At 55.7% G+C, this 26,526-nt stretch carries 23 protein-coding genes and 2 pseudogenes; 5 read left to right on the top strand and 20 right to left on the bottom strand.

Annotated features, from left to right (window positions below):
• Positions 1-2 precede the first annotated feature (2 nt).
• Together M7Q83_RS05160 and pyk are read left to right on the top strand one after the other, a co-directional pair.
• A complete protein-coding gene (locus M7Q83_RS05160) occupies positions 3-530 on the top strand; it encodes a hypothetical protein (protein ID WP_298336064.1) in 528 nt (175 codons plus the stop codon).
• Positions 531-676: 146 nt separating this feature from the next.
• Entirely contained in the window at positions 677-2,152 is a 1,476-nt protein-coding gene (gene pyk, locus M7Q83_RS05155; RefSeq protein WP_298336062.1) for a pyruvate kinase, read from the top strand.
• A 53-nt stretch (positions 2,153-2,205) separates the two neighbouring features.
• Here pyk and M7Q83_RS05150 read toward each other — a convergent pair whose 3' ends face one another.
• The 7 genes from M7Q83_RS05150 to M7Q83_RS05120 all read right to left on the bottom strand — a co-directional run bounded on the left by M7Q83_RS05150 (position 2,206) and on the right by M7Q83_RS05120 (position 7,161).
• Positions 2,206-2,679, bottom strand: a complete 474-nt coding sequence (locus M7Q83_RS05150) for a hypothetical protein (protein ID WP_298336060.1) — start codon at positions 2,677-2,679, stop codon at positions 2,206-2,208.
• A gap of 19 nt (positions 2,680-2,698) precedes the next feature.
• Positions 2,699-3,880 carry a DUF58 domain-containing protein gene (locus tag M7Q83_RS05145; protein WP_298336058.1) on the bottom strand — a complete coding sequence of 394 codons (1,182 nt, stop codon included), beginning with the start codon at positions 3,878-3,880 and terminating at the stop codon, positions 2,699-2,701.
• Positions 3,880-4,824, bottom strand: a complete 945-nt coding sequence (locus M7Q83_RS05140) for a MoxR family ATPase (protein WP_366526374.1) — start codon at positions 4,822-4,824, stop codon at positions 3,880-3,882. Before M7Q83_RS05140 ends, M7Q83_RS05145 begins: the two co-directional genes overlap by 1 nt.
• Before the next feature lie 17 nt (positions 4,825-4,841).
• Complete coding sequence (locus tag M7Q83_RS05135; RefSeq protein WP_298336054.1) at positions 4,842-5,297, bottom strand: hypothetical protein; 456 nt, start codon at positions 5,295-5,297, stop codon at positions 4,842-4,844.
• A complete protein-coding gene (locus M7Q83_RS05130; RefSeq protein WP_298336052.1) occupies positions 5,290-6,189 on the bottom strand; it encodes a DUF4129 domain-containing protein in 900 nt (299 codons plus the stop codon). The genes M7Q83_RS05135 and M7Q83_RS05130 overlap by 8 nt, the downstream gene beginning before the upstream one ends.
• Positions 6,186-6,392: a hypothetical protein gene (locus tag M7Q83_RS05125; RefSeq protein ID WP_298336049.1), complete on the bottom strand. Its 207-nt coding sequence runs from the start codon at positions 6,390-6,392 to the stop codon at positions 6,186-6,188. Before M7Q83_RS05125 ends, M7Q83_RS05130 begins: the two co-directional genes overlap by 4 nt.
• Before the next feature lie 124 nt (positions 6,393-6,516).
• Positions 6,517-7,161 carry a DUF4232 domain-containing protein gene (locus M7Q83_RS05120; RefSeq protein WP_298336047.1) on the bottom strand — a complete coding sequence of 215 codons (645 nt, stop codon included), beginning with the start codon at positions 7,159-7,161 and terminating at the stop codon, positions 6,517-6,519.
• A gap of 777 nt (positions 7,162-7,938) precedes the next feature.
• Here M7Q83_RS05120 and M7Q83_RS05115 point away from each other — a divergent pair.
• A complete protein-coding gene (locus M7Q83_RS05115) occupies positions 7,939-8,676 on the top strand; it encodes a TIGR02206 family membrane protein (RefSeq protein WP_298336045.1) in 738 nt (245 codons plus the stop codon).
• A 359-nt stretch (positions 8,677-9,035) separates the two neighbouring features.
• On the opposite strand, the gene M7Q83_RS05110 is transcribed toward M7Q83_RS05115, so the two are convergent.
• The 5 genes from M7Q83_RS05110 to M7Q83_RS05090 all read right to left on the bottom strand — a co-directional run bounded on the left by M7Q83_RS05110 (position 9,036) and on the right by M7Q83_RS05090 (position 16,204).
• Positions 9,036-9,812: a hypothetical protein gene (locus tag M7Q83_RS05110; RefSeq protein WP_298336043.1), complete on the bottom strand. Its 777-nt coding sequence runs from the start codon at positions 9,810-9,812 to the stop codon at positions 9,036-9,038.
• Between the two features lie 37 nt (positions 9,813-9,849).
• Positions 9,850-10,011, bottom strand: coding sequence for a hypothetical protein (locus M7Q83_RS05105; protein ID WP_298336041.1), 162 nt, complete (start codon positions 10,009-10,011; stop codon positions 9,850-9,852).
• Positions 10,012-10,039: 28 nt separating this feature from the next.
• Complete coding sequence (locus M7Q83_RS05100) at positions 10,040-10,786, bottom strand: hypothetical protein (RefSeq protein ID WP_298336039.1); 747 nt, start codon at positions 10,784-10,786, stop codon at positions 10,040-10,042.
• Between the two features lie 1,716 nt (positions 10,787-12,502).
• The gene (locus M7Q83_RS05095) at positions 12,503-13,354 is read right to left on the bottom strand and encodes a hypothetical protein (protein WP_298336037.1); all 852 of its coding nucleotides are present in this window, start codon (positions 13,352-13,354) and stop codon (positions 12,503-12,505) included.
• A 771-nt stretch (positions 13,355-14,125) separates the two neighbouring features.
• Positions 14,126-16,204: a hypothetical protein gene (locus M7Q83_RS05090; RefSeq protein WP_298336035.1), complete on the bottom strand. Its 2,079-nt coding sequence runs from the start codon at positions 16,202-16,204 to the stop codon at positions 14,126-14,128.
• A 790-nt stretch (positions 16,205-16,994) separates the two neighbouring features.
• On the opposite strand from M7Q83_RS05090, the gene M7Q83_RS05085 reads away from it, so the two are divergent.
• On the top strand, positions 16,995-17,528 hold the full coding sequence (locus tag M7Q83_RS05085) for a hypothetical protein (protein ID WP_298336033.1): 534 nt from the start codon (positions 16,995-16,997) through the stop codon (positions 17,526-17,528).
• Positions 17,509-18,411, top strand: coding sequence for a nucleotidyl transferase AbiEii/AbiGii toxin family protein (locus tag M7Q83_RS05080; RefSeq protein WP_298336031.1), 903 nt, complete (start codon positions 17,509-17,511; stop codon positions 18,409-18,411). The genes M7Q83_RS05085 and M7Q83_RS05080 overlap by 20 nt, the downstream gene beginning before the upstream one ends.
• A 747-nt stretch (positions 18,412-19,158) precedes the next feature.
• Here the strand turns inward: M7Q83_RS05080 and M7Q83_RS05075 are convergent.
• From M7Q83_RS05075 to M7Q83_RS05045, 8 genes and pseudogenes are all read right to left on the bottom strand, one after another.
• A complete protein-coding gene (locus tag M7Q83_RS05075) occupies positions 19,159-20,430 on the bottom strand; it encodes a HipA domain-containing protein (RefSeq protein ID WP_298336029.1) in 1,272 nt (423 codons plus the stop codon).
• Positions 20,427-20,684 carry a helix-turn-helix domain-containing protein gene (locus tag M7Q83_RS05070; RefSeq protein WP_298336027.1) on the bottom strand — a complete coding sequence of 86 codons (258 nt, stop codon included), beginning with the start codon at positions 20,682-20,684 and terminating at the stop codon, positions 20,427-20,429. Before M7Q83_RS05070 ends, M7Q83_RS05075 begins: the two co-directional genes overlap by 4 nt.
• Positions 20,685-21,072: 388 nt before the next feature.
• Positions 21,073-21,432 (bottom strand): integrase core domain-containing protein, encoded by a 360-nt coding sequence (locus tag M7Q83_RS05065; protein ID WP_298336025.1) that lies wholly within the window; start codon positions 21,430-21,432, stop codon positions 21,073-21,075.
• Positions 21,433-21,670: 238 nt separating this feature from the next.
• A complete protein-coding gene (locus M7Q83_RS05060) occupies positions 21,671-22,417 on the bottom strand; it encodes a group II intron maturase-specific domain-containing protein (RefSeq protein WP_298336173.1) in 747 nt (248 codons plus the stop codon).
• Positions 22,418-22,992: 575 nt separating this feature from the next.
• Positions 22,993-23,697, bottom strand: a pseudogene (locus M7Q83_RS05055) (reverse transcriptase domain-containing protein); the annotation flags it as partial.
• Positions 23,698-24,268: 571 nt separating this feature from the next.
• Positions 24,269-24,649, bottom strand: coding sequence for an IS3 family transposase (locus M7Q83_RS05050; protein WP_298336021.1), 381 nt, complete (start codon positions 24,647-24,649; stop codon positions 24,269-24,271).
• 140 nt (positions 24,650-24,789) lie between these two features.
• Positions 24,790-25,035: pseudogene (locus tag M7Q83_RS14215) on the bottom strand (transposase); the annotation flags it as partial.
• Between the two features lie 218 nt (positions 25,036-25,253).
• On the bottom strand, positions 25,254-26,525 hold the full coding sequence (locus tag M7Q83_RS05045; protein ID WP_298336019.1) for a TIGR02679 family protein: 1,272 nt from the start codon (positions 26,523-26,525) through the stop codon (positions 25,254-25,256).
• Position 26,526: the final 1 nt, after the last annotated feature.

The following is a 26,526-nucleotide window of genomic DNA, read 5'->3' as shown; positions in this document are numbered from 1 at the left end:
CGATGGTTGAGTATGCAGATCGCGACGCTGCGTTTAGTGGTGACGAGTCTCCGGTCCGTTTTGTCCGAGATTTTGTTGACCTCGATATGAATTGGGAGATGGCAGCGCTGCAGCTGACCCAGCACCCCAGCAGCTGGCTCGGAGAGCTGATCACGGGAACACGCCTCAGTCAGAGTCCTGTGCAGGCCCGCATGGGGTTGCGAGCTGCGAGGATTTTTGGTGCCTCCGTGGTGGTGACCCTTGCTGCACCGTCACGTTCGAGAGACAGCGTAATATTTCCCATCACGTGGGCGCCCGTTTCGGGATCGCGCCTGCTTCCGACTTTCGAGGGTACACTAGGGATTTCACGCATGGAGGCCGAGATGAGTCAGCTCTGGCTCGAGGGCACCTATCGTGCGCCACTCGGGAGACCTGGCCAGCTTATGGATCAAGCGGTCTTTCATCGACTCGCCGACTCGAGTATTCGTGGATTTTTGTTACGGCTTGCTCGTTCACTCAAGAGTCAGGTCCAAGACGACGAGGTCCCGTAACCGAGGAGCGTTCCTCTGGCGCCATGACTCGCCAGCTCTCGTGTCAGCGGCCGGTTATTGAGGTCATTCACGGAATTGCGTGCTCGTCTCATCGCGTTCTGTCCAGAGGCGAAGTAGGGTGATAGGCAAATGTGACTGGAGCCTTGATGAACGCACCTCGGCGAACGAAGATCGTCTGCAGTATTGGACCCGCCTCTCAAGAAGTTGAGAGCCTTGTAGCACTTGTGGAAGCCGGGATGAATGTGGCTCGCGTCAACATGTCCCATGGAACCTACGCCGAGCACACCATGACCATCGAGAACGTCCGAGAGGCGGCCAAACGAACTGGCCAGATCATCGGGATTCTCGGTGACCTCTGTGGACCGAAGTTACGGATTACTGGGTTGCCAGCGCGTCTCCATCTCGTCAAGCCTGGAGATCAATTTATCCTCTCGGAGAGTGACCCCGAGGAGGTTCCCCAGAAACTTACCATCACGTCGCTTGGCGTGTTGGGTGAGGTTGCGGTGGGCGAAAGCATCGCCTTTGCCGACGGGGCAGTTCGTGGTGTCATCGAGGGTATCTCCGACGAAGGAGTCTCGGTACTCGTGACCCAGGGTGGTTCACTCGCGATGCGCAAAGGCGTAAACCTGCCCGACTCGCATCTCTCAATCCCTGCGATGACTGACAAGGACTTTGCCGATGCCAGTTTTCTCCTCGAGCATGATATCGACTTCCTTGCGTTATCATTTGTGGGGGGACCCCAAGATCTGACTCTAGCTCGTGAATTTATCCGATCTCACGCCACGACCCAAAACACGCCGCGACTGGTCGCCAAGATCGAACGTCGTGATGCCCTGGGACATATCGGTGAGATTATCGATGTTGCCGACGCGGTCATGGTGGCGAGAGGTGATCTCGGTGTTGAGATCCCGGTCGAGGAGGTGCCGATCGAGCAAAAGCGCATCATTCACATGGCCAATGCTCGCGGCAAGATGGTGATCACCGCCACGCAGATGCTTGAGTCGATGATTAGTGCGCCAACTCCGACGAGAGCTGAGGCCTCTGATGTGGCCAATGCGATCCTCGATGGAACCGATGCGATCATGCTCTCCGCCGAGACGGCAGTTGGATCCTATCCTGTCGATGCGGTAGGGCAGATGGATCGTATTGCCCGCGCTACCGAAGGGATCGTATCGGACCAAAGTCTCACGCTGCTCACGCATCCCACCAGGACGATCCACTCGACTGCCGACGCGATCGGATCCGCTGCCGCCGATCTGAGCCGTCATCTGCTGCTCAAGGTGGTGATCGCGGTGACCGAGTCGGGCCATTCCGCTCGGACGATCTCCCGCTATCGCCCAAGTGTACCGATCCTGGGAGCGACACCGGATAGCTTCGCCGCACGATCCTTGACACTCAGCTACGGTGTTATCCCGGTCGTGATTCCCCGCTCTCCAAGCACAGAGGTCATGATCCAGGAGGCGATCGAGAACGCCATCGACCTCCACCTGTGTGAGTCGGGTGATCTCTGCGCTCTGGTGGCTGGCATTCCCTTTGGTGTGCGCGGCACCACCAACTTAATCAAGGTCCAGATCGTGGGCGAGGGTTTTCTTTCGATCACCGATCGTTATCAAGATGACTAATCATCCGTCCGCGAGCGAGTGACCGGCGCCACCGAGAACGAGTCAGGCCTACTTCATCGTGGTGGGTTCTGTCTCGCCTCCGGAACCAGTCGGTAGAGGGCGAAAACAACTGCCAAGATGAGGATACCTGAGATCAGGTGACCCACGAGGTTGGTGAGCGGGGTGACCAAGGTGACGACCATGACCAGAGCGGAGACGACGCCGGCACCAAGCAGGAGGCTCCACTCTAGCGGACCTAATGTGGAGCGTAATGGCTCCGGAGAGCTAGCGAGAAGAAAGCCAATGAGGTCCAAGAGGCCCAGGGGGACCAGAAGGAGGAGATGTAGTGTCGTGCGAGGCGGGCTAATGGCCACCATCGCAATTGGGCCAACCAAGCCGGCTCCGGCCAAAAGCGAAGCACTTTTCTTTCCCTTCGCCGTGCCGATGACAATCGCCACAATGGTCACTGCGCCGATGAGCCAGGTCACAGTGCTTCGATGAGCCACGACGACAAGGGCTAAGGCGACGCCGACAACGAGAAGGGCCATGCCGCTATATCTGGTCGAACTAACCGACACGAGGGGATGGTCCGAACGTAGGGGAGAGGGTCGGGTTCTCTGAGTTCACCACGGTGACACCGAGCCGTGCGATGTCCTCGAGGAGCTGCCGGCGCATCAAGGCGCCCAGCCGTTGGGCGTCGTTGCCATCGGTCGTCTGCGCCCCCAAGGGCCCAACGACCGTCAGGGGATGCCCTGCCAAGCGTAAGTCTCGCACTGCCTGCACCATTCGACGATCTTGGAGCGCGCTGAGAACCACGATCGCCGCTGACCGAGGGATTGCGTTTCGCGGCAGGAGATCGATGCGTTTGTCAGCAGCGGTCGCGTACGGTCGAACGAGCAGGAGGCGCTCGGCGATCAACCGTTCCTGATAGCGACCGGAGGCCGGAGGAATCCAACCGATGGTTCCACCAAAAACGACAAGACCTACGCGATCGTAGTTGCGTAGATGGACCCGGGCTAGGTTGGAGGCGATTTTGGTGAGGTTGGCAAGCTGCATTGGTGAAAAGCTGTCGAGGAAAATGACGAGGTCAAGTGGAAGCTCACTGCTACGTTGGTTCAACCATACTGTACCGGTCCGGGCAGTCGCCTTCCAGTTGACGTCAGCGAGGACGTCACCAGGACCTGCCTGGCGAACATCGACAAATTCGAGACCAGCATGGGTCTTCATGGTCGAGCGATGACGTCCAATGGCGAACTGTGCATCCACGGCTCGAGAGAGTGGACTGATCTCCTCGATAGCGGGAAAGACTTTGATAGAGTCAGTTATTTCGGGGTGTAGGACATCCTCAAAGAGTCCGAATGGTCCTTCCCTCACGAGGGTACTCGCGTCGAGGTGGTGATCCCCGAAACGGGGGAAAGTGACGGTGATCATCGTTGAATCAGACGTAACGTTAGCATCCCCAAAAAGCTGATCTCCGCTACGTATCTGGATTCGATAGCGTTGGGATCGCAGCTCCTCGATGCTGATCCGGAACGTAACCGAATCACCCTCAAAGCAAATCCCAGAGCCGCAAGCCTCGAGCCTGACAGCACCAAAGGGTGTCCGAGGCCACAGCAGTCCGATGGCGACCAGGAGTATGAGAGGCGTGCCGATGGCGATGATGACGGGGCCATCGATTGCCGCCAAGATAAGGGTTACCCATGTCACTAGTAACAACAGTGCAAATCGAGCCGTGTAGCGGCGCTGCATTAGCGTGGACTGCTACCCTCGTTGAGAGTGACGGGTGCTGGCACCGCCTGCACCGCTTCCTTGACGATGCTTTCTCGGCGTACTCCGCGAATCCACGCCTCTGGACTCAGTCGAATGCGATGGCCTAGAGCGGGCAGCGCCATCGCCTTCACATCCTCCGGGGTGACGAAGTCACGACCAGCTACCGCCGCCGATGCTCGGGCAAGTAACGCAAGTGCGATGGCTCCTCGCGGGCTCGCACCTAACGAAACCGAGGAACGATCACGCGTGTAGCGCGTGAGAGCAACGATATAGGCGACGATCGCATCGGAGACGAACACCTTCGGCAGTGTTTCCCGAACCTCTTGAAGCTGTTCGCTATGAAAGATCTGCTGCACAGAGGTGTTTGTCAGTCCGGTTATAAGATGATCGTTCACGATCTGTTCCTCATCGGTTTGGCTGGGATAGCCGATTGTGGTAGCGGCGAGAAAGCGATCTACCTGGGCCTCTGGCAGCGGGTATGTTCCCTCGAACTCGATTGGGTTCTGTGTCGCAATCACGATAAAGGGGTCCGGTAGCGGGTATGTGACGCCATCGACGGTGACCTGGGATTCTGCCATCGCCTCGAGAAGCGCTGACTGTGTCTTCGGTGAGGCACGATTGAGTTCGTCGGCAAGCAATATATTGGTAAATATTGGCCCCTTCTTGAACTGCATGTGCTGGTTCTTGGCATCCCAAATCGTGAGACCAATGATATCACTTGGCAGGAGGTCGGGGGTGAACTGAATGCGTGCGAAACCAAGACCTAATGTCCCTGCCAGGCTACGCGCAAGTAGCGTCTTCGCCACTCCTGGCACGTCCTCTAAGAGTACGTGGCCACCGGCAAACACCGATGCAACAACCAGCTCCACTACTTCATCTTTGCCATGAATGGCATGATTCATCTCATCGATAATGTCTCGCATGGTGGCGTGATATCTCGCTATTGCTGGTTCCAACTTTCCTCCAGTAGTGAAAGTGCGCGTTGTAGCAGATCGTCGTCGAGCGCACGGGATCGGTCGACCTCTGAACGCGCTGTTGCCGAGAGTGTTGATCTAAGGGTGGTGATTTCGCCGCTAGTTGACCTACGTTCGGCAGCGAAGAGAAGGTCATTCAAGATAGCGTTCAGGTTCTGTGCCGCGACGTTGTCAACGGTATAGGTGGCGAGCAAAATGTCGATGGGGTCAGAGTCAAGTGGGCAATCGAAATTTCGCGACCGACTGCTTCCCAAGCTCCACCAGGCGCGGACCTCGAGAGGCAGCGAGGCAAGGATGAGCAGTACGCTACTCGTGATGAGCACGGCCTGGAGCGCCACCACGGTGGTGAGGATATGGAAAAAGGCAAGAGCGGCCCCTAAGGTGATGATAACCAGTACACCAAGGATGGTCGAGTTACGCATTGGTCGTGGACCTCGTGCAAGAGGCTTCAAAGAGCGTGATGAGTGTGTAGGCGAGTTCTCCGTCTCGCTGACTCACGCGATGATTCGAGTACCGCGCCTCCACGAACAGGTTTGCCAGTGTTTGCAGTTCCAGAGGAGGAAATGGAAGGCTTGGCGCTAGTCTTTGCACAAATTCGCTGGATGATTCATACTGCAAACGTGCAAAGCCAAGCTGCGTTAGGCGAGCCTCCGCATAACCCCAGCAGGCAAGGATCTGATCGTGGGGATCCTCGATGTCTTCGAGTTCTTGGATTGGGCGAAGTCGTTGACCGGCTGTCGTATGCCGTGGCAATTTGCGCTCATGACCAGCATAGCTGCGGCGTCGCGCACGTTGTCGTAGGACGGTAGCAACACCCAAGGCGACCAGGAAGAGGAGGCCTACCACGACGGGAAGCAGGTAATCGAAGTGGGTGGGTGCCGGAACCGGTCCTTTCGTATGGATACCCGTATTCGCCCTGAGTCGTTCGATCGACGCTTGTTGATGTTTGCGACGTGGAGCAAATGCATAAAACAGGAACCCGAGGAAGGCTAAGAAGAAGACGGCCCCAGTGGCGATGAGTATCCGCAACCATAGCGGGAAGGTGAAGGGGCTCTGTTGGCCGGTGAACCAGCGGGCGCCTTGTCCTGCGTTTCGACGCAAGGCCGCGAAAACCACCAGACCCACACCGACGACGAAGAGAACCATCAGCGCACTAATGAGTGCACGCACCAGAGCGGTCAACAGAGCTCGGTGATCGACTCCTGTGTGCGCACTCTTACCAGCTGTGAGGCCCTCGACGCCCATGCCGACAATGAATATCGCGGTGACAACGAGCGCGACCCATCGCGTTCCGAGTGCTTTGGATGAGGTCATTGGCCTCCCTCATGTCGCTCGAGACGTCGTACTGCCTCTTCGAGCTCTCGGAGGATGGCTCGCGAGTGTGCTCCCACTTGGCGCAACGGTTGCGCGGGAGATTCCTGCTTACGCGTAAGCAGCTCTCGCTCGATCTTCTCTACTCGCGCCGCTAGTTCTTGATAGGTCGAGGTTAAGGACCGCAACTCGTTGGCGTCAGACATTGATTCTCCCTCGCAAGCACGAAACGACCTATGGTAACGATATCACGTTACCGGACTACAACCGATTTGATGGCTCATTGGGACCATGAGCTCATGTCTTGGGATGGTTCAGCCGTCTTTGGCCCTAGGAAGGTTCAGCCGCTACGGGTTGTACTTCAATAGTGCCGCATTTGAGATCTTGTACGGTGCCACCAAAGGCCTGGATGGTTCCTGCCGGACCCGTGAGCGTAAGGTAGTGATAGTCATTGGGTGGGGTAATCTCTAGCGAGGAGGACGTCGGACAAGATTCGTTACCGTACCCCGTTGCATTGGCGAACTGCATCATGAATGCGACCTTTGCATCATGGGCGAGCTTCACTGACTTTTCGGTCGCTGGAGTTCGGACCACCCGGGTCGTCAACTTGGTGCCGCCTGTACCGAGAAGCTGGAGTCCGGGATAGCCATATAACGTACAAGTGTTTGTTCCGGTGTTCACCAGGGTATAGGTACGAATGGTGCTGCCAGCAGCACCCTCTACAGAGACCATGTGTGCCACCAGATTGGCTGACCGACAACGTCCTGCGCGATTCGCGGTGGAGGTGTCAGTTGACTTAGTCGTTTTGTTAGTGGCCTTTGAGGAGTTCGTTTTACTCGTCGAACTTTGTGAATTCGATGTCGGCTTCGATGAGGAGCCGCAGGCTGATAGCGTGAGGCCAGCGGCCACGAGAACAGTGGCACCGATAAGCGTTCGGCGTCCTGGGCCGGTCCTGAATCCCCAGGTTCTCTTCATATTGACTCCTCTCGCTTGGCCAATAGGGCACGTCCGAGGTTTCTTGACATCCGAACCACCCTAGGGTTTCTTGTCATTGGATCGGATCGTGCTGAACAAAACCTAACTCCATGCTAGGCATTCTTCGCTACTTCCGCCGACACCTATCTACTTGTCTGCGGCATCTATCACACTAGTGCGGATAGAAACTTCTACGATGATCTATCGTCATCACCTGATGCGCCCAGCTGAGGACAGACCTGGATGGCAACTTGGTTGGGTAAGCGGTGGTGTCATGGTGCGTTAGTGAAGGCTGCGGCCACGGCTTTGATGGATAGAGCAGTCAAAGCGATCGTCTGGGAGTCTTGCCTTACCAGGGACCGTTGCACCAGGAACGGGTAACGCTTGCCTCAAGGATCGCTGCTATCCAGTACTTGGGTCCGGGTCCGGTGCGTCTGCCTGAGCACTGGCTACTTTTGCGGGGGTCCTAACTTGACAGGTCGCGCAGCCGTTGCACCGCCTTCAAAGTTGTGGTGATCCATCGCGTTGCCAAGATCGGATAAGTGAAACCATGTGCATAGGCGCTGGCCATCGCTTACAGGCGCTGCGAGCGTGCGGTACCGGCGTTCTTATTTACGACCCCTATGCGCACCACCTCGATCACGCCGAAAGAACGGTAACAGCGACGCATTCATAGCCGCCATAATACCCATCTGAAGCGAGCCCGGTCGTGGCACACCGTACCACTGTTGGTTTGTGGATAGAATTTCTACCAGAGCACCGTAGAGTTGGGTGAAGATGACACCAGACACGTTGGATTGCTACCTGGGTGGAATTGGCCTTGCCATCATCCTGACGGTCGCTGCTTGCCGCGTTGCGCGCACCGATCCCGGTGGTAAGGGCATCGTCCTCTCTCGGGTGCTCGCAATCCTTCTCCTGGCCAAAGGTGCGTTATGGTTTTATACAATCTTCACCGATGGGCCATGGCATGCAAGCTATGGCCTGCCCCTTTACCTGTGTGATTTTGCGGTCTTCGTTGCTGCAGCCGCCTGCTGGTGGCGCACGCCACTGCTAGTCGAGGTCACCTATTTCTGGGCACTCGCGGGGGTGGTTCAGGCATTGATCACGCCCGATCTACCACGCACCCTCTCCCATCTACTCGTCTTTCAGTACACCTTCGGACATCTCGCCGTCGTTGCAGCTGCGGTCTATCTAGTTGTCGGGCTAAAGCTTTATCCTCGGCGGTTCGCCATTGTCAAGGTCTATGGGTTTACGCTACTCTTCACTGCTGGCACCGGGCTAATCGATTGGTTGACCGGTGGCAACTACATGTTCTTACGCAGGACCCCGCACTCTTGGAGTATTCTCAACCTCTTTGGACCGTGGCCTTGGTATATCGTCGTTGCAGGGCTCGTCGCTATCGTCTTCTTTCTCCTTCTCAATCTTCCCTTCTGGTGGATGCGTAGAGAAAAGAACGGCGATCCAGCGCAAACGATGACGGTGAGCCCAGCCTCTGTCCAAGAGGGACCGAGATAGTCGCGCCGCTCGAAGCGGAGCCCCGAAGTTGTATCGTGATAACCAGGTTGTGCTGATCGAGTGAGGTGGTCATGAGTTCGAGCACGCACTACACTGGGAGTGTTACGGAGGTGAGGTGCAGCCGAGTGAGCCTACGAGAACCTGGAGTGGCCGCGCAATTGCAATTGCTTTGGTGATTGCCATCCTTGTGGTGACCTTGCCCATCATCATCCTTGTGTTTACCGCCAAACCGGTCCACTCTAGTGGGTCAATAGTCCAACAGAGTATCAGTATCGTGGGTCGATAGTTCTGGAATGGACATTGGCCGATTGCTCGTTCCTCAGACGAGGAAAAGGGCGGCCGTCCCTCTGGCAGTGTTGTTACTGAAATACATAGGGCTCATCGCTCCGAAGGGAGATACGTTTCCTCACGAATAGAAGAGCCTTCGCGATACTAGCACCTAGTACGTAGGCGACTAGCAGGCCAACAATGGAGGCGAACACCCACGGGTTGTGGTAGTAATAGTGTAGTGTTCCAGCAAACACCATCCACAACGCTAGGGTGTACGCGTAGGGACCAGGATCATTCCGGGCCGCAAAAAGGGCTGAGCGATCGCGAACATCGGTGAGAAGAAGATGAATCTTAGATGTAGGATCAACGGTCGCTGCAATGTTGCCATCCTTACTCATCCTCTTGCAGTTGTGGATCACGCGGATGGTGAACATGCGAGGGCGTCCATGAGCTTGACGGATGAGATCAGCGAGTCCTGCCATCCGTGACATAAGAGCGAACCCGTAGAGTAGGTCTACATCATCGACTAGCTTCGCCATCGCAAAGCGATGCGACGCGCTGGCACCAAAGGAATAGGTCACGATCTGGTCCCACTCAAGATAGCAATCATGCTCATTCGCCAACATGGTTTCTAGGCGGCCTCGATGTTCGGTGAGGAAGCGATGGAGGAGCTCGCCAGTCAACCCAAGTTGGTTTAGGGTGTCGCGAATCGGCGATCGTCCAACGGCGAGCATCGCCTGCAGCACGTGGATGGCAGTAGTTTTTTGATATCCTTCGCTGTTTGAAAATGATGCAGCCAACTCGAGGATTTCCTGTGCGCGAACCGACACGTACCTGCCTGCAGCTCGGGACTGACTGTTGGTCATGTTCTGCTCCTTTGTGGTCCATCAGATTGTTTGAGAGTCACACGCTGATTCCTGCCATCATAGGCCATTGATGCTCAAAAACACGGGGATGGGTGGCGGCAGTGGCCACCTCCATCCGATTGGGGTTGACGATATGCTCCTTGTTGGCTCCAGGTTCTTTAGCGGTGTAGTCAGTCACTACACGGGCTCGCTGTGTCACTGTAGTGTTCCTAGCAGGCGATAGCCGATCAAGGTTGATCGCGACAGAGCCGAAGGCCGACCACCTGTCTTCCCGAAGCATCAAAAACGCGATGCTGTGTGAGTACCCTCCTACCGGTATCGAAGTCGGCTTGCACTCGTGTTGCGTACGGAACCATCGCTATATTGGCCCAGCGGCAATAGGGGACCGGGGGCGGTTGAGCCACCATATCCCTGCCGAAAGCCTCGGCCTCGAAGATGAGGGTCAACGTTGCGTCCTGGTCGAATCTCATTGCGTGCGCAAACGGCAATTCGAGCCCTAACTTCCTCGACTTTGGTAGCACAACGAAACTAGCCAAATCGTATAGTAGTCCGCCAATCGTATCACTCGGACGTTGGCCGTGAATGGGAAACTGAGCCAGGTTCCCATCACTATTCTTGGCACGAACGATTCCCTCTCGCGAGATGCGGATCTGGATTGAATGGAAAGCGGCAAACTGCTGAGCACGATCGAGAGGCTTGTGCTGTTGTCGAGTCAACAGCCAGTGGCCAGCAGCTATGCCCAGGCGTGTTGGTGCAAGAACACCTAGGATAACGCGCTCTTTGGTGAGCGGCTGCGACGCGCGCTGCCGCGCTCGCCAGGCGATGAACTCAACCAGCATCGAGTCAAGAGCCTGATGGTCGATCTCGAGATCATACGAGAGCGTGAGTTCTCGTCCAACAAGGGACATCTCCATGAGTTCGTGGTGGATATCGTCCGGGACTCGCGGCTCTTCCCTCTGGTAGTGCTCGACCATTTTTCCTCACGTCCTGCGCTGAACTGGCATGGCCCGCATCCTTGATAAACACCATGTGGCTATGAAGTCGTTGCTACATGCCTTCCTGAGTGGCGTTTTAGATGACCTAAGGAGTGCAGTAGTTATCACCTGGGTTTGATAAGACGTAGGACCTGGCTGGTGCAAGAATATTTGGGGGCCCAGGTTGCCTAGAGACCCGAAGCCTGGAGTGAGATAATCAGTTGGCTTCCGCATTTGATCGGCCAAGGGCAACTCCGGTGATATCTTCTGTATCGTTTGCGGATCCTCTTTACTTTTCATAGATGACAACCCGCCATTCAGTTCTTTTGCTAGCCGTCCATTCCAGCTTTTGCCCACTGAGCAAATCCACTGGCACACTCGTCGAGAAGACCACCCCGGTCCGTTTACCGCACTCAGGCTGGGAGGCCAGTGTCTTTCCCGCAGTTGTAAATCGAATCCCCTTTGGACCCTCGCATTCCCATTCAATGACAACTGGCTTCGAGATTGTTCCTAGGAGGCTCCACCTCTCTGAGGCATCTCCGTGCCCAGCATCTCTTAATGTTCGCATCGCAGCACTAGATACGGTCGGCAGCAACGGTAAGTTCACGGTGTTCTTGGCAGCGACTGGCTTTGTCCCACAGGAACACAGGACAAGTGCCAATATGGTGATGGATGCCGAAACGAGCATGCAGCGATGTAGGACTGCCTGGCTACTCGCGATACTTCGTGAGTGTTCGTGGTACACGTTCTCTCCCAGCATACATATCCTTAGCCACTCGTCTCCGGTTATGGTGGCAGTCGACCTTGCTGGCGATGCCTCCACATCTAACTAGTACCGTACTAGATCATCGCGACGCGTGCACGCCATCTTAGAGTATTTCCCAAAGCGTAGTTCCTAGCAGGCGCTTGGGCAGGCAAAGTTTGAGAGTACTCGTTGCCGACCAGGAGGGGGCGTCTGGTTTGCTCACAGCTAGGAGTTCCCTGCTTGTGGATGAAGGAGTCCATGAAGTGTATCAAGACAATTGCTATGCAGTTGTAGTCTTCCGCTACGCTAAGCCCAACCCTTCTAGCAGGGAGAAGGTGGAGAAGGTCTGAAAAGTGCGGTAGGGGAGACCTCCATTGCCTGTCGTGCCTTCCCAAGAGAAACGAGGCCTGGTGAGAGGTCGAACCCTCGTCATTGTTGTGGTAATCGACCAGCACGAGGGGTCGGTTTGATCGGATTATCGATCTCTGCAAACAGGCTTCGCCTACCCATCGAGCCAGTAGCTCCGCCTTGCAGGGTCTTTATTCTCGGAAGCGTGACGCAGCGGTAGGGGATGTGGATCACTCCAGATGGTGCTAGGGATAGAATTCGCCTACTCCTTGGAAGGCCTGTCGTATTCGGTACGCCGTGAACACGAATAACGATCGTCGTCGCCAGCCAGCATCGACTAGGGGTCCGCTACGGATGGTTGTTCTTGCGCAAGCCTCGCGGGGTCGATCCTTCCAACCTCAACCGTACCGCCAACACTGCACACTCCAACCAAGCCAGCCCGGCCTCTCGAGACCGGACGGGCGTCGCCAGTGAACGACGTCGATGAGCTGGCTGGGAGACCAATGGATGTGCGCTTCGAGGAGGGAGAGCTGGAATTAGGGCTACTTCGGTACTCCACGACGGCAGTCTTGCGCCGTGAGAATCTGATGTCACAGGCAATCATTGATTGTCCTGCAAACCCTCTACATCGGCGAAGGGAGGTCATTCGGTAGTTGTGCAATGGGAACGGGACTGTTCACTACACTCGGGTGCAGGCTGTCAAGATGTTTTGTCATCCAGGCAGCCAGAGCAGCACGTTGATTATGGATAGAACCCCCAGGTGCGTACTGGTCTCCGGCAATCTTCTTTCTCATCTCTGTGGTTGTAAGTGCATCGCGGAGAAGATGGACGGCTTCCGGAGAGATGAAGCTCTGTTTCGCAGTTTCACCATTAGGCAGCGACAGCGGTGGTGAACCCGCTACCAAGTACCCATGGTAGTTTTTCTGCGCCTGTTGGAGCGCAGTGGAATACGGTACCATTTGATTCGTCTTCGCCGCGTATTGTAAGAGCATCACATCCAGCGTTGCACTAGCAACGGCCTGTAATGAGTAGGACCTTGAAGACTGTTCGATTGACGTAACGACAGTCGTCTCAATCGTCGACATGCTCATCGACGGCGATACACGACTAACCAGATCGTTCACTTCGAAGCCATGCATCATTTGACCGATACCTGATGCAGATTCTGAATATCTCCCGTCGCTGACGGCGATGCCCCGGGCGGTTATTAGGGCGGCATCGGCTGATTGTGATGGCAACTTCGCCTCGGCCTGCTGGACTACCGCTGCGACCGCACCGCCTGGAACCGATGAGGTTGGCTGTGATGGCGAAATGTCGCTCGACACCCGGTGACTATGGGCAACTGCTTGTGGTCGAGCCCCGCCTTCGATACTGACATAAGCAGCCAGCGCCCCAACACCTATGCAGGCGCCGATAGTCAGCATCACTATGCGCGAGCGCAACCGACGTGCATCGCGACCTGCGTTCTTGCCCATTTGTCACCACCCAAAAATCATGCTGTTTGCTTTAGGTATTACCGTTGACCGTGAATTGCTTCATCTTCAATAACTCAATAGTAGTCGCGAACTGCACCGAATTCAAGGCCCATCCACCAAGTGGGGCTGGACACTCAGCCCTTGCAAGAGCGTCGTATTCAACTGGCGGCCATGATTGGCAATCGACAAGTGTAGCCTTTTTATCATTGGACCAATCCACCCACTTGCGGGTCTCCCAATCAACAGCGATCTCGTCGTCAAGGCGACCAATCGCATTGACGAACTCCGTCTTGCACAGGCCATGCAAACTTTTAAGCCAGAGCATTGTTATCGTGCTCACCCGTCGTTACGCCCCCAGGGTCGGATGGCAACGGCCAGCCATCATTCCCGAACCGACTGTGATCGTCATCTGACGCTCCATTCACCTCGTATCGCTCAGTGATCTGGGCCGCGGGCCGGGGCCGAGACTGCGGTGCAGCTACGTTGCGAGCCAAATGCTCGGAGTCAGGTAAGCTACCACCGAAGCAGACTTCGGCGCAATGGGGTAGTTGAGGTGATCTCTGTGATCAAGCGGTCCAGCAAGCCCAGATCACTTTCGGTTCGTGCTCCATAAGCGGACACTTGGTGCACACCGGAAAGCTTCTCAGGCAAGATGTCTCTACGCAATCCATAGCCATCAGAGTCCTCTGTCGCCAAGTCGTAAGTGCTGGAAGACGAAACCGCGCACCAGTGGAACCACGCTAACGCCGCAAAGGACTCCAGGTCTAGGCCTTAGCTGCTGCAACGTAATGCCGTCAAAGGGATATCTTTAAAGGTAGAGGTCTCCGAGCTGGAGTATGTGACAAAATAGAGAGAGCTATTTCCCGTGATAGCCCCACCCACATTCTTTGGGATGATACTGGTAGGTATTGTGCACCACTGGTGCGCATGAGGGGCAAGCATGGCGCTCTTGCTTCCTTGCCCAAGACTAAGCAGCTCACCGGACCCCGGGAGAACGAGTACAGTCTCACCCCAACTGGTTTGCTCAAGCGGGGAGGTGCCTGGAGGCGATACTCCCGGCGGGGTTGGAACACTACTCACCACCTGCCAATTGGTGCCACCATCCGTGCTGCGACGCAGTGGGTAAAAACTGGATTCAGGATCGAGCAGGTACTCCACCCCATGAACTGAGAAAAGTTCGTTGGGTCCACAGGCATTCACCACGCTTGGCCAACCTGGTTCCTTGAAGCTCTGCCCCCGGTCCCCCGACACGAGGATCGCTTCTTGCGATCCGTTCATTGCGCAGTTCGTCAGGTTTGCAATGGGGGAGAAGCGAACGCAGGGTCCGGACTGTGGACAGCGCAATCCACCCTGTTGCCAGCTAGTTCCGTTCAGGGTACGTTCGGCGATCACGCCATGATGTGGAACGCTGAAGTAGGCGCGTATGCCGGATTGTGTGGCTCGAAGGCCGGCGAAACTCGCATCGCTGATTCCAGCAGGCGAGGGAATGATGGTCCACGTCGTGCCCTCATTTGTCGAGATGATCGGAAGATAGGAGAAGGCTGGAGTCTGACTTGGGATATCGATAGCGTAGGAGGCCGCGATCACGGTTTTGCCGCTGGAGGTGCGCAAAGCTGCAAGACCAGCACAGGACTCATTGCCCGCGACGGAAGTCGGCACCCCTTTACTTTCCAAGAGCGTAGCGACGCCCCTGGTATTGACGATGCTGACCTTTCCATTGGACAGCATCCTGATCGCGTTCGCCTGACTTTGCGGGTTATAGCTACAGGTGAGCGCGACCCCGTTAGTTCCTTGTTCGGTAACAATTGGGGGATCAGCGCTCGTCTGGATAGCTGTAGGACCTTTGAGACTGATGGACTGGTACGTCAGCGGGGTGATCACCCGTAACTTCACGGGGCTAAGGAGTAACGCGGTGCCGGTGCCAGACCGCGTGCGAGCCAGCTCATACACCCCCTTGCCAATTGTCGTGCTGGGGAATCGATCGACGATGTAAAACTGATCCACAAAGGGTTGATTACTGCCGATGATGGTGGTGAGTACCGATGTGCCCTCCACCGGAATCATTTCGCCGGGGAGAACCTTGTCGGCCGGGAGGACGATCTGCGGCAGAACCGTCTTGACGGAGTGTGCGAAGCTGAGGGTCGTCGATCCCTCAGCGTGGCCTAGCCCACATGCCTGCAATATCTTGAGACATTGAATCCCCACGCGATAGCTACCCGCTCTGGGTGAAACGACCCGCAGCGGATAGCGTTCAAGCCAGGGGCCACCTGGTGTAACGAAGGAGGTTTGAAACTCCGTTGAAGAGAGCCAGTGTACAGGAACGCCATCGTATTGCAGCCCATCCACGCAGCCATCGAAACAAAGATTGGCATGGTCTGGTTCCGGGGAGAGTGGCGTGCTGACACGACCAGAAACAGTGACCGCCTCCCCAGGTTTAACTGATGGATGCGATACCGTGAGATCTACCGCTGGCTCGCTATGACCGGAGGGCACTGTGAAGCCCCCTTGTTCCGCCGCCGCTCCTCGCGGCATAGGGACTGCCTCGATACCGAGATAGTAAGTCCCCGAGGGGAGGTTGGGGATGCGGTAGCAGGATTTGGCAAGGTGCCCACTCATCGTCGCAGTCAGCGCACCGAGAGTACATCCTGCTTGCGACGCGCTGGTGGGAACAGCAGTAGGCTCTCGCCCAGAACGTGTTGGAGTGGTCGTACTCGTCGATGGCTGTCGCACGGCCGAATGCTGATGTGTCGTAGCCGCGTGCGGTGACGTTGTCGAACCACAAGCAGCGAGCACCAACCCAAGAGCGGTAAGTACGATCACCCACCGCCGTCCCTGCATCCACAAAGCCAAGCCGACACTCCTTCTGTCACTTGAGACCGATCAGAGTAACCCTAGCGAAATACTGGTGAGTTCATCATCTGATTGTCGTGATTATTCTCAGGATTCTCAAATAGTATGTCGTTCGTCATGATGAGCAGTTTGACGGCTTCTCGTGCGTGCAGTGATACTCTATGCTCTCTCATTCCGACGCGCCTGTGCTTCCGCGGTCCTTTACAACGCCGGACCTTTTTAAGGATCGATCATCGATCCGCTTCCACGGTGCGCCGATCGATGACGAATGCATTATCGCCGCTGCTCGTGGCACACTGTTTCGTCACTCAATCACTATGATCTTCTCGCATGGAGACTTTGATCAAGATGATTGAGACACGACACTCAATGTCGCATCTCAATCAATCTGATCGTGGTGCGACGTCCTGACCGGCTATGTTTCTCCTCCTGCGGCCGCTGACGCGTGCCTTGTCTCAATAGAGATGATCCGTGCGCGTCCGAAACCATGGCGTTGTCTCAATTATGTTGTTCTGACTCGATGCTGGCCTAAGCGGATCCTCCTTCCGTGCACGATAAGCCATCCAGTAGGGTGGGCTGGAGTCGTTGCGGCAGTATTTTCCTGCTGGCCACCTCCCTAGCGTCAGGTACACAACCAGAAGTGAGACTTTCATCTCAGCTTGATTCTGGTCGCACTTCTCGTAGTTGAGGTGAATCACTTTTGGGGGAGCCTACCAACCGAGGGCGAGCAAGGTAGCTACTGCTCTACATAAATAGGACATATAGAGGCAATAGGTGTATAATGATGGTTATGAGAGTAGTTGAACTGATTCGTGCGTTGGATTGGTTGGATATGGCCGGTATCTGGGCTCTTGATGGTCCGAGACTGGAGATGCTTTTCAATGAGTCACCATCGGCACTCGCAAAGTCCTTGTCGCGCCATGAAGAGGCTGGAGTTATCAAACGGGTTTGCAAAGATGTTTACATGAATCCAAGGGCTCGTAGCGCGCCGACAGAACCCTTGCTGGCTTTGGTGTCCGTGATCCGGCCCTTTGACTTCTCTTATCTGAGTCTGGAATGTGTGCTGTCCGAGGCTGGATGGATCTCCCAAGTCCCGATGCGTTATACAGTGATGACAACTGGCCGTAGCTATCTAATGACAACGCCGATTGGGATTTTGGAGTTCACGCATACTGTAAGAGTTCCCCTTTCCACTGACGTGGTGTTCGATCCATTTAGGGGTATCCACGTGGCCGTACCAGAACGTGCTCTCAGGGATCTTAGGCACGTAGGACGCAATCTTGATCTAGTCAAGGAGGAGAGTGATGATGGAGCCAGGGTATGAATCCATGCTGGCGACGGCAAAGGCGATTGCATCTCAGAGGCATGCGGCGGAGTCCGCCGTGGTCAAGGAGATCATGCACTATGAGCTGCTGCAGGCTCTCCTCGAGGCAGATGCAGCCAGAAGCCTGGTGTTTCAAGGCGGTACCGCGCTTCGGCTATGTTACGGCGGCAACCGATACTCGGAGGATCTTGACTTTGCCGGTGGCACAGCATTCGATCCTGTGGTAATGGGGGAGTTTAAGCGTAGGCTCACCGACAATATTTCGTCTCACTACGGATTGACCGTCGCAGTTGAGGAACGCCAAGCTAATCCGGACGACAAAATTGCGGTTCGCAGGTGGAAGGCAAAGGTTCATCTTCCGCGAGAGAACCGATCTTTGAAGCAGTCTCACGTCATCCATCTGGAAGTTGCTAACATTCCAGCCCACACTAGCGAGGTACGGCTGGTACGACCACTGTCCTCTACGGCACAGTACAGTTACCGGTCACTCATGGTGAAGACAGAGTCTCGCGAGGAGATTTTGGCGGACAAGATTCTTGCTCTGGGGGATCGCCCCTACCTGAAGCACCGGGATGTGTGGGATATTCACATGCTTGAACAGGCTGGAGTTGAGCTCGACAGTGGCCTGGTCAAGCAGAAGATTGTTGACTACCATCTGGAACGGAGTGTATTTCTAGAGAAGCTTGCTGAGCGAATTGATGTACTGCAACAGAGTGGCACGCGGCGGGAGTTTGCTATCGCGATGGCACAGTTCCTTGATGGACCCCTCCAGTCCTTCCTAAAGGACATCACCTTTCTCGACCAGGTGTTTAACGCTGCGGTTACCATCTCTCGGGAAGCGATTGCGCAACTTGAGCGCGGTGGCGGCGAGATTGAAGCTTAACGTCATCGACCTGATAAATCCGGCCCACTTGAGCGCTAAGACATTTTGTAACGTCTAGCGCGGCGCGGGTCCGCTCGTCAATCCGCTCTGCAGTGCGTACGTCTACGACAAGTCCATCGTCATTGCGCAAGCGCACTAAGCAGGGGTGTGGCTTCTCTTGACCCCTGGCGTCCAGCAGATCGTGAACGGCTGCGCGGCAATTCCTACGGCCTGATTCTCCCAATCGCATTGCAGAAGATAGTCACTTTCGAGCAAGCATTCAAAGGGGACCTGGGTGTCCAGCTTTCGGAACGGATAGAGACCTGCTTAGTTCTTCTTGAACCGATATGAACTGAACGATCGAACAGGCAACACCGACTCAAAAGGCATATTCACCAGGCCATTGTAGTGCTGACATGAGATAGAGCGCCCCCGAGGGTCTAGGTAGTCAAGGCCAAGGAAATTGTCGCTCACAAGTCTCCTATCGGGATGTTTCCCAACTATATTGAAACTTTGCCCGATTTCCGGTGTCGCGTTTCGATCAAAGCGATCTTTCCGTGGCGCTCTGACTGGGTCTTTTATAATCAGTTCTGCTCCTGGGGCGTGGTTTGTCTCAGTACAGATGATCCGCGCAGGTTCCAAACCATGGTTTTATCTCAATTACGTTGAGCAGACTCGATGCTGACCCTCTGGGTTTATCCTGGCCAGACGCTATTTTGGCCTACCTGGTATGCGAGCTGACCATTACGTTGGACGCACGCTGTCGGTCTACATGTCGAAGTGAATACGCTTGCGAGGCTGCTGGGGAGCCAGCAGCTCTATCTGAGCTTGAATGACACGGTTCAGGGAATCGTTGTGCGTCCTGACCTCACCAATAGTGGCCTCAACGGACTCAGGGAGCCGCGCAAGCAGGGTATGTACGGTTTCCGCAGCTTCCCCTTGAGTCATACCCCAACTCGTTGCTTCTCTAACGATCCCTTCAGAGCGTATCCGATCCACCGTCTGGATATCGTCGATGAACATTCCCATCTGCTTGTCATGCTGGGCATAACAAAGGGTGGACATGAGATCGTAGCCAGGAGCTAGGCGTATGCCCTCGGGGAGGTGAAGCAAAGTGAAGTTCTTGCCGTGTGCATCGCAGTTTCCGATAACAATATTGAACGTCACCAGCTCAAGCAAGGAGATGAGATCATCGTGGGTTCCATATTCTGACAACAATCCGGCGATCTGTCTCAGGCTCGGTCCTCCATAAGCTTGATACTTACGTGTGACAGGTAAACCCAGGGATTGACAAGTATCTTCTTGATGAATGCGAATCAGCTCTCCGTCTTCCCATCTCCGATCGAATCGTTTGATAGCCAAGACTGGGATGGTACCAAATTCCAATCGTTCGACCTCAGCGACTGCCAGTCCAACATTCGAGGCAAGACGCATGCAGAAGTATTCGTTGTCAACCGAGAATGGGAAGCGTTGGTCTGCTATCGGCGGTTTCAAGATGTGTGTCGAAGGCACTCCTCCCGTGGGAAGTGCCCATCGTCCATCTTCTAGTCTCGTCAGGAGCAGTTTGGGTTGTGCTCCGGCGAGAGAAATTCGTACCCCGTTTCCTACACCAAGCGGCGACTGAGGGAGTGCCTGCAAAAGCGATGACACGGTTGTATCATCGACTGGGGTGGCCAACGAGGGATCGGAACAAACTGGTGGCGGTTGAGTGTCGAGATGCTGGATGACGAGCGCTCCAGCACATTCTTTACCCAGTTCCCCAAGCAGCCCGAGGGTATCCGATGGGCCAAGTCTGAATCTTGCAGCGAGGATGGAGCGCGCGGGCTCCTCCGGTAAAAGGTTGTCTAGGAAATCCCTCGTCAGAGCGTTTGGGTAGCTCGTTCGAACAAGCGGGAGCGAAACGGACAGCACGGGAGCACCGAGGTCGAAACGGTCAAATGTCACATCGAGATAGGTAAGGGATAGACGGCCTCGAGGATCACGTTCAACACGAGCCACCGGTTCGCCTTTGAGCCAGATGACAAGCGAGTCTACACTCACCATAACTCGCTTTGCAGCAACATCTTGATATCGAGTTCGCGCAAGATCTGGAAGAGCCGACGAAGCTGCTCAGTCTCCTTGCCGTTCTCCATCTCGGAGAGATAGCTACGATCCACACCGATCCGGTCGGCCATCTCCAGTTGGGTCAAGCCAGCCGACCTACGAGCCTCGCGAAGAGCGATGCCAAGAACTTTCGCATTGTAGATACGGAAGGAGCGCTCAGCAGTAGTACCGGTGTGTGGGGATGTGTCCATATTCCAACAGTATAGCAATGTCGGGATATTCCAGCTCTCATTCGTAGTCACCGCACGACAAGGTGTACCACAAGACCTCTAGCTAGGAGAAGCCCAAAACGGTTTCATCCGCAAGCCTCCTGTCAACAGTTTCATCAACTTTATTGCGAGTTCCCCCTTTTTCAGAGATAGATCATGTTGAATGAGATTTTGATCAAGATGATTGAGGCACGACAACTCATCTTGAGCATATATTCCGGTCGCCAAGCATCCAACTTGACATAATATCCATTCTCGGCGCTTTGCAGACATGGTTCCACTGCGGTGGCTGTCTTTTGTCTTGTGTCAATTAAGTTGGCGTTAATCGCAATATACCTGTTGAACCGCCCCGGGTTTTACAGAGACTCGGTTAGTTGTCAATCAGGTAATTTCCTGACTGCCTTCGAGCATAGTAGAGAGCTTCGTATTCCGCCGGCGACATCATTCCAATCGAGGAGTGAAGCCGTCGGTTGTTGAACCAATCCACCCACTTACAGGTCTCCCATTCGACCGCGATCTCGTCGTCAAGGAGACCGATCGCATGGATTAACTCCGTCTTGTACAGGCCATTCAAACTCTCGGCCAGAGCATTGTCATAGCTGTCACCCGTAGTGCCGACCGAAGGTCGTATGCCAGCCGCCAGAAGAGTTGCCGAGTAGGCCACAGAGAGATACTGGACGCCTCGATCGCTCTGATGGATGAGATCCTCGGTATCTGGTCTCGCCGCCATAGCCATTGCTAGCGCATCGGTAGCTAGGTCACTCTCCGAGAGAGTTGGCCACCTTCCAACCGACGATCATCCTAGAGAAGACGTCGATGATGAAGGCTACATATGCCCACCCAGCCCTTGTCTTGACATAGGTGTAGGGTCGGACCGGGACGCCCTGCCAGCCTTTCAGCTGGTAGGTTTCCCCGGACCGCCCTCCGAACCGGACGTGCGACTCTCACCGCATCCGGCTCTCCACGTGTTATGCCACCTGAACGGGTGAGACTGTCGTTTCACTTGACCATGGTGTGGGGATTCGAGTACCCCGGTATCGGTAGCGAACGATCGCTACCTTCTGTGGCCGGAACATCTCGACTCGCCCATCGCGTATCTCCCAGTTGGGGAGGTGGCGACGAACGAGTGTCCCCTTATTTAGCCCGGCGTGTCGTTTGCGCAACCAGCCATAGATCCTCCACCACGTAAAGTGATCGAGGTAGCTAAAGGTCTGCGCGGACACACCGTGATAAAAGTAGTTACACCACCCCTGCAGGACTCGGTTCACCGAGATCAGCAGGTCGCAAAGTGTTCGGTGCCTTGCTCTTGTAGTCAGCGATCTGACCTTGCCCATCACCGAGGCGAGAGCCTTCTTCGATGGGTAGGTGTAGACGGCTTTCTTGCCGTTTTGACCCCTACGGTTCCGACGCTGGATGTGCCAGCCGAGAAAGTCAAAACCCTCGTCTATGTGACAGACCCTCGTCTTTTCTTCCGATAGGCGTAGGCCCATCGGAGCGAGCACCGCTCTCACCTCATCCCAGAGTGCTTCGGCATCGTCGCGGGAACCGTTAACCATGACCACAAAGTCATCCGCATATCGGATGATCCTCATAGCAGGTATTCCAGCCCTGCGATGCTTGGCACGCATCGATGCTGGACCGAGTGCCTCCCATTTAGATGAGAAGTGTTCGTCCAACACCGATAGGGCAATGTTGGCAAGTAGTGGCGAGAGGATCCCGCCTTATGTGAAGTAGACGATTATGCGAAGTTGACGGACATACTCCCATGTCAAGGTGTATCCATGGGCGCAGTAGCTTCGCATAATGCGTCGTCACTTTGTTGAGGACTTGCAGGCCATTGAAGAGGTCAGCAACGCCGGTCTAATCGGGCAGTCTCGGGGTGGTGTGTTCGGATGTCTCTCAACGTTCCGGTCTCCTGACGAGGCAAGAAATCATATTGCTGGTCTAAAAACCCTACACCTAACTCCTCAGTGAGGTCTGGGGCGTGCTCGGCCTCCAGAAACGCAGCAGTACGGCTCCACATGCGCCGATAGTAACTGATCGTCCCCTCGGCGTAGTGCAGCCGATGTAGCTCCTGTTCTAAGGCAGTGGTCAATTGGAAAAATGATTCAGACATGAACTAGGTACCTCCTCAATGGGTTAGCGGGATCGTGAAGATCCTCCACTCCACTTTGGCCCATGGTGACGTTATGCGAAGTACATAAGACCTGGATGCCAATCTGACCTGGGAGTCTGGGTGTCAACTTCGCATAATCGTCTACTTCACATAAGGGTCGTTATGCGAAGCTTCTAATAACCCGCCTTGGGGAGTGCCGGTGATTGTCTCGCGATTGAGGCCCCTTTCCGTAAGGACTCCAGCTCGCAAGAATGCCTTTATCAAGCGAAGGATACCTTTATCTCCGATTCGACGTCGCACCCTGCCCATGAGGGCAGTGTGGTCGATCTCATCAAAGCACGCCTTGATATCTCCCTCAAACACCCATTCGTAGTTACGGACCGGTGTGCCAAGGAAGTGTATCTCAGCTATTGCATCCTGGGCTCGGCGCTTGGGGCGAAAGCCATAAGAACACGTCTTAAAGTCCGCCTCAAAGATCGGCTCAAGCACTAGTTTCAAGGATGCTTGCACCACCCGGTCCGCAGCAGTTGGTATCCCAAGACGACGGACTTTGCTTGCCGCCTTGGGGATTACCTTCTCCCGAACTCGGGTTGGGCTAAACCGACGAGCCTTGAGGTCATCTCGTAGCTCACCGAGAAACTCCCCGGCAGAGGCGATAGATCGTGGTGCGATCCCGTCAATGCCGGCGGTGCGCCCACCCTTGTTGTCCCTTACCCGACTCCACGCCATAACGAGGAACGCCGGGTCATAGACAAGGTTGAATAAGTCATCAAAACAACGACCAGCATCACTGATCGCCCATTGGTGTAGCTTCGTCTGCATCCTGAGTACCCGGTGCTCTGCCTCGTCGAGGTCGGGCCACGGAGCGCCTATATTCACAAGCGACCTCCTCGTTCTGTTCTGTTGCTACAAACACGCTGGAGCCCTTCGCCATGTAGTCGGCTTTCCCGACCTCGGACTACTACGACTCCTCCGCCCCACTTAGACAGCATCAACGAGCGACACGCCTTCCCGCCAACCAGCTGGTTGCTGGCCGGGTAGGGGGCTGTCAAAGTGGTTCCCACGTTCATCCTTTCACCGTTTGACAGGTGAGGCACCCAACTATGCCCCTGCAACTTCGCCACGACTACGCCGCAGGCCTTCACCGTGGCCTCCCGATCGACGACATCAATCGACCAAGGAGTTCTCGACACCGAGATGCCGATGCGCATTGCAACCCAGCCCATATCCGTCAGGTTTGGAGCTGGTGGCTCGTTCTTGAGAGGCTTTCATACGCTGGTTCACTGTCGTTATACCTTCCTGTCTTGCTCGCCGGGCACTCAGGCCATCTGACAGTTCTGACCCGCCCCGGCTTTGTCAGGGCTGCTTGCCACCTTTCCCTATGTCCTCTAGGGTCAGGCTGCCCTCAGCTTCTACTCACTCGCTGCGACGAGTGGGCGGCCGTGTCCTTTCACCACGGCGCGGTTCCAGGCGCCTCGTGGCGCTCGATATCGGCACACCAAAGTTCATTTGGTTCCCACGACACGAAGTGTCGCTTGATGAGGTCCTTAGGCTTCTCTAGCGCCTCATCAGCGATGGTGGTGATCACGATGCCCTTACCTCGGGTGGCGCCCTTAATGCCCAGCTCACGCATGAGTCTCTCCACGGTGCAGCGAGCCACTTGGTGGCCAGCTCTGTTGAGCGCTACCCAGAGCTTCTTGGCCCCATAGACGCGGTAGTTGGCCTCGTAGGTCTCGGTGATGAGGACCTTGAGCTCCTCGTCCCTGAGGGTTCTCTCGGAGGGTTCTCGTCGCTTGTAGTCATAGTAGGTCGAGGAGGCGAAATGCAACACTGTGCAGATCGGCTGGACCCCCCACTTGTCCTTGTTTGAGTCGACGAACGCGACGACTTGTTTCGTTTGGTTCCTGGTCGACCGTCCAGCTCGGTCGCGAAGAAAATCGATGCCGCGCGCAGGATCTCGTTCGCCCGCTTGAGTTCAGCGTTTTCGCGTTCGAGTTGGCGCACCCGCTCCTTGGCTTCGGTTGTTACTCCTTCGCGGTCCCCTGTATCGATCTCGGTTTGGCGTACCCAGTGACGTAGGGTCTCTGGGGTCATGCCGAGCTTGTTAGCTACCGATTGAATCGCGGCCCACTGCGAAGGGTACTCCCCTCGGTGGTCCACAACCATACGAATAGCCCTATCCCTTACCTCCGGTGAGTAACGCTTCACCTGTGCCATAGTAACTCCATCCTCTCAAGAGTAGGAGTCTCCAGTAAACCCGGGGTGGTTTACTCAATCGCCATGATCTACAATCTACCAAACAATGAGTTCCATCTGGGATGCAACTTGCAGCGAGTGGCGCGATGGAAACACCGAGCTGTCCACCCAGTTGCCCAAACTACAACGTCGAGATCGCCATGACAGCTACTAGGGTTGCGACAACGCCGTCCGAAACCTCAGGAGACAAGGTCCGCGAGGAGCCTGTCAAGTACGAGTTCTTCGTGGACCACTCGACCCACCTCCAACATTGCCTGTTGAAGTGCCAAATCCCAGCTAGCAGATATCGGCTTGCCCGTCAGTGGCGGAAGCTCTCCAGTGGCAGACGCGGCCGCGGCCAGATAGTCGGTGGAGCCCATTTGCCATGAGATAGCACCTATGTGGGCGATGACCCGATTGGCAATGGCGATACCCGGCCAATCGAAGTCGCCATGGTATCGAAATGCTGCACCGGCACCATGAAGGTGCGAGAGGAGATCCAAGACGACCGAATTGGGGTTGCCGAAGGTGCAGACTACTGCTGCCTGAGATCTTGCATCCGAGGCCGCCTCAACGATTCTTGGGTTTTCGCATACGTAGACGGTCGTATTGGGTGCCAGTCTCCACAGTATCCTCGACAGATCACGGGCGGTGAGGTGAGTCTCAAGAGAATCGTCTGCACGGTCGCGCATCTCACTCTCGCGTTTGCCTGGGCCGAGGGGGCGAAGTCCAAGGGTGAGGACGGTGCTCGATACGCTGTCGGTGATCACTCCGGCCTCGCGCCACAGTGCCCTGCGCTCCATCGCTGAAGTCGGTATCCCGATTCCCTTGGCCGCGGCGACACCCCGTAACACCATGGCAGAGAGCGTGGTGTCGTCGTCCAGGCCATGTGCTGAGCCAGTGATATGAACCGCTAAGTCGTTCCGGGCAATCTCGGAGTAGCCCTCCGAGGAGAGAAAGGGAAGCATCCCGAGAGTGCGAGCCGCTTCCCGTGCACAGGCATCAGCGCTATGGGGATCAAGACGGGAAAGGAGAGGTCTGACCGACTCGAGCCACGCATCACACCAAGCATGAGCGCTCAATCCCTCGCTGATTGCTGCAGCAAGTGTGCCACTAGCGCGCAGGTTCCTGGCCGTCTGTGCGTCAAGTCGCAGCGCTTTTCTGTCCGTGAGGGGTCCGTCCAGGAGTTCGAGGACGTCGGCAAGGCCGCGCTGGGCCGCGCTCGCCCGTAGTGTATCGTCAAGGCTGGCTAGGTCGACGCGGACCCTCGTGCCGGTGATCCGCCGCCCGAGCAGCCCAGACAGATCGCCACGTTCGCGATCATTGAGGTCGTCTATGACGAGAATCCCCTTTGGGATGAGGCCGTTCTGCTCAAGCCGACCCCGAGCTGGCCCCCACAACCTTCGAAGACCGTCTGAACGGAGGAGCTTTTCGGTAGCGGGAGCTAAGACAGGAGTAGGTCTCTGGGTCATG

The organism is Ferrimicrobium sp., assembly GCF_027364955.1.
GTDB lineage: Bacteria > Actinomycetota > Acidimicrobiia > Acidimicrobiales > Acidimicrobiaceae > Ferrimicrobium.
The sequence above is the reverse complement of the archived record's forward strand: the minus strand, read 5'-3'. Positions and strand labels throughout refer to the sequence as shown.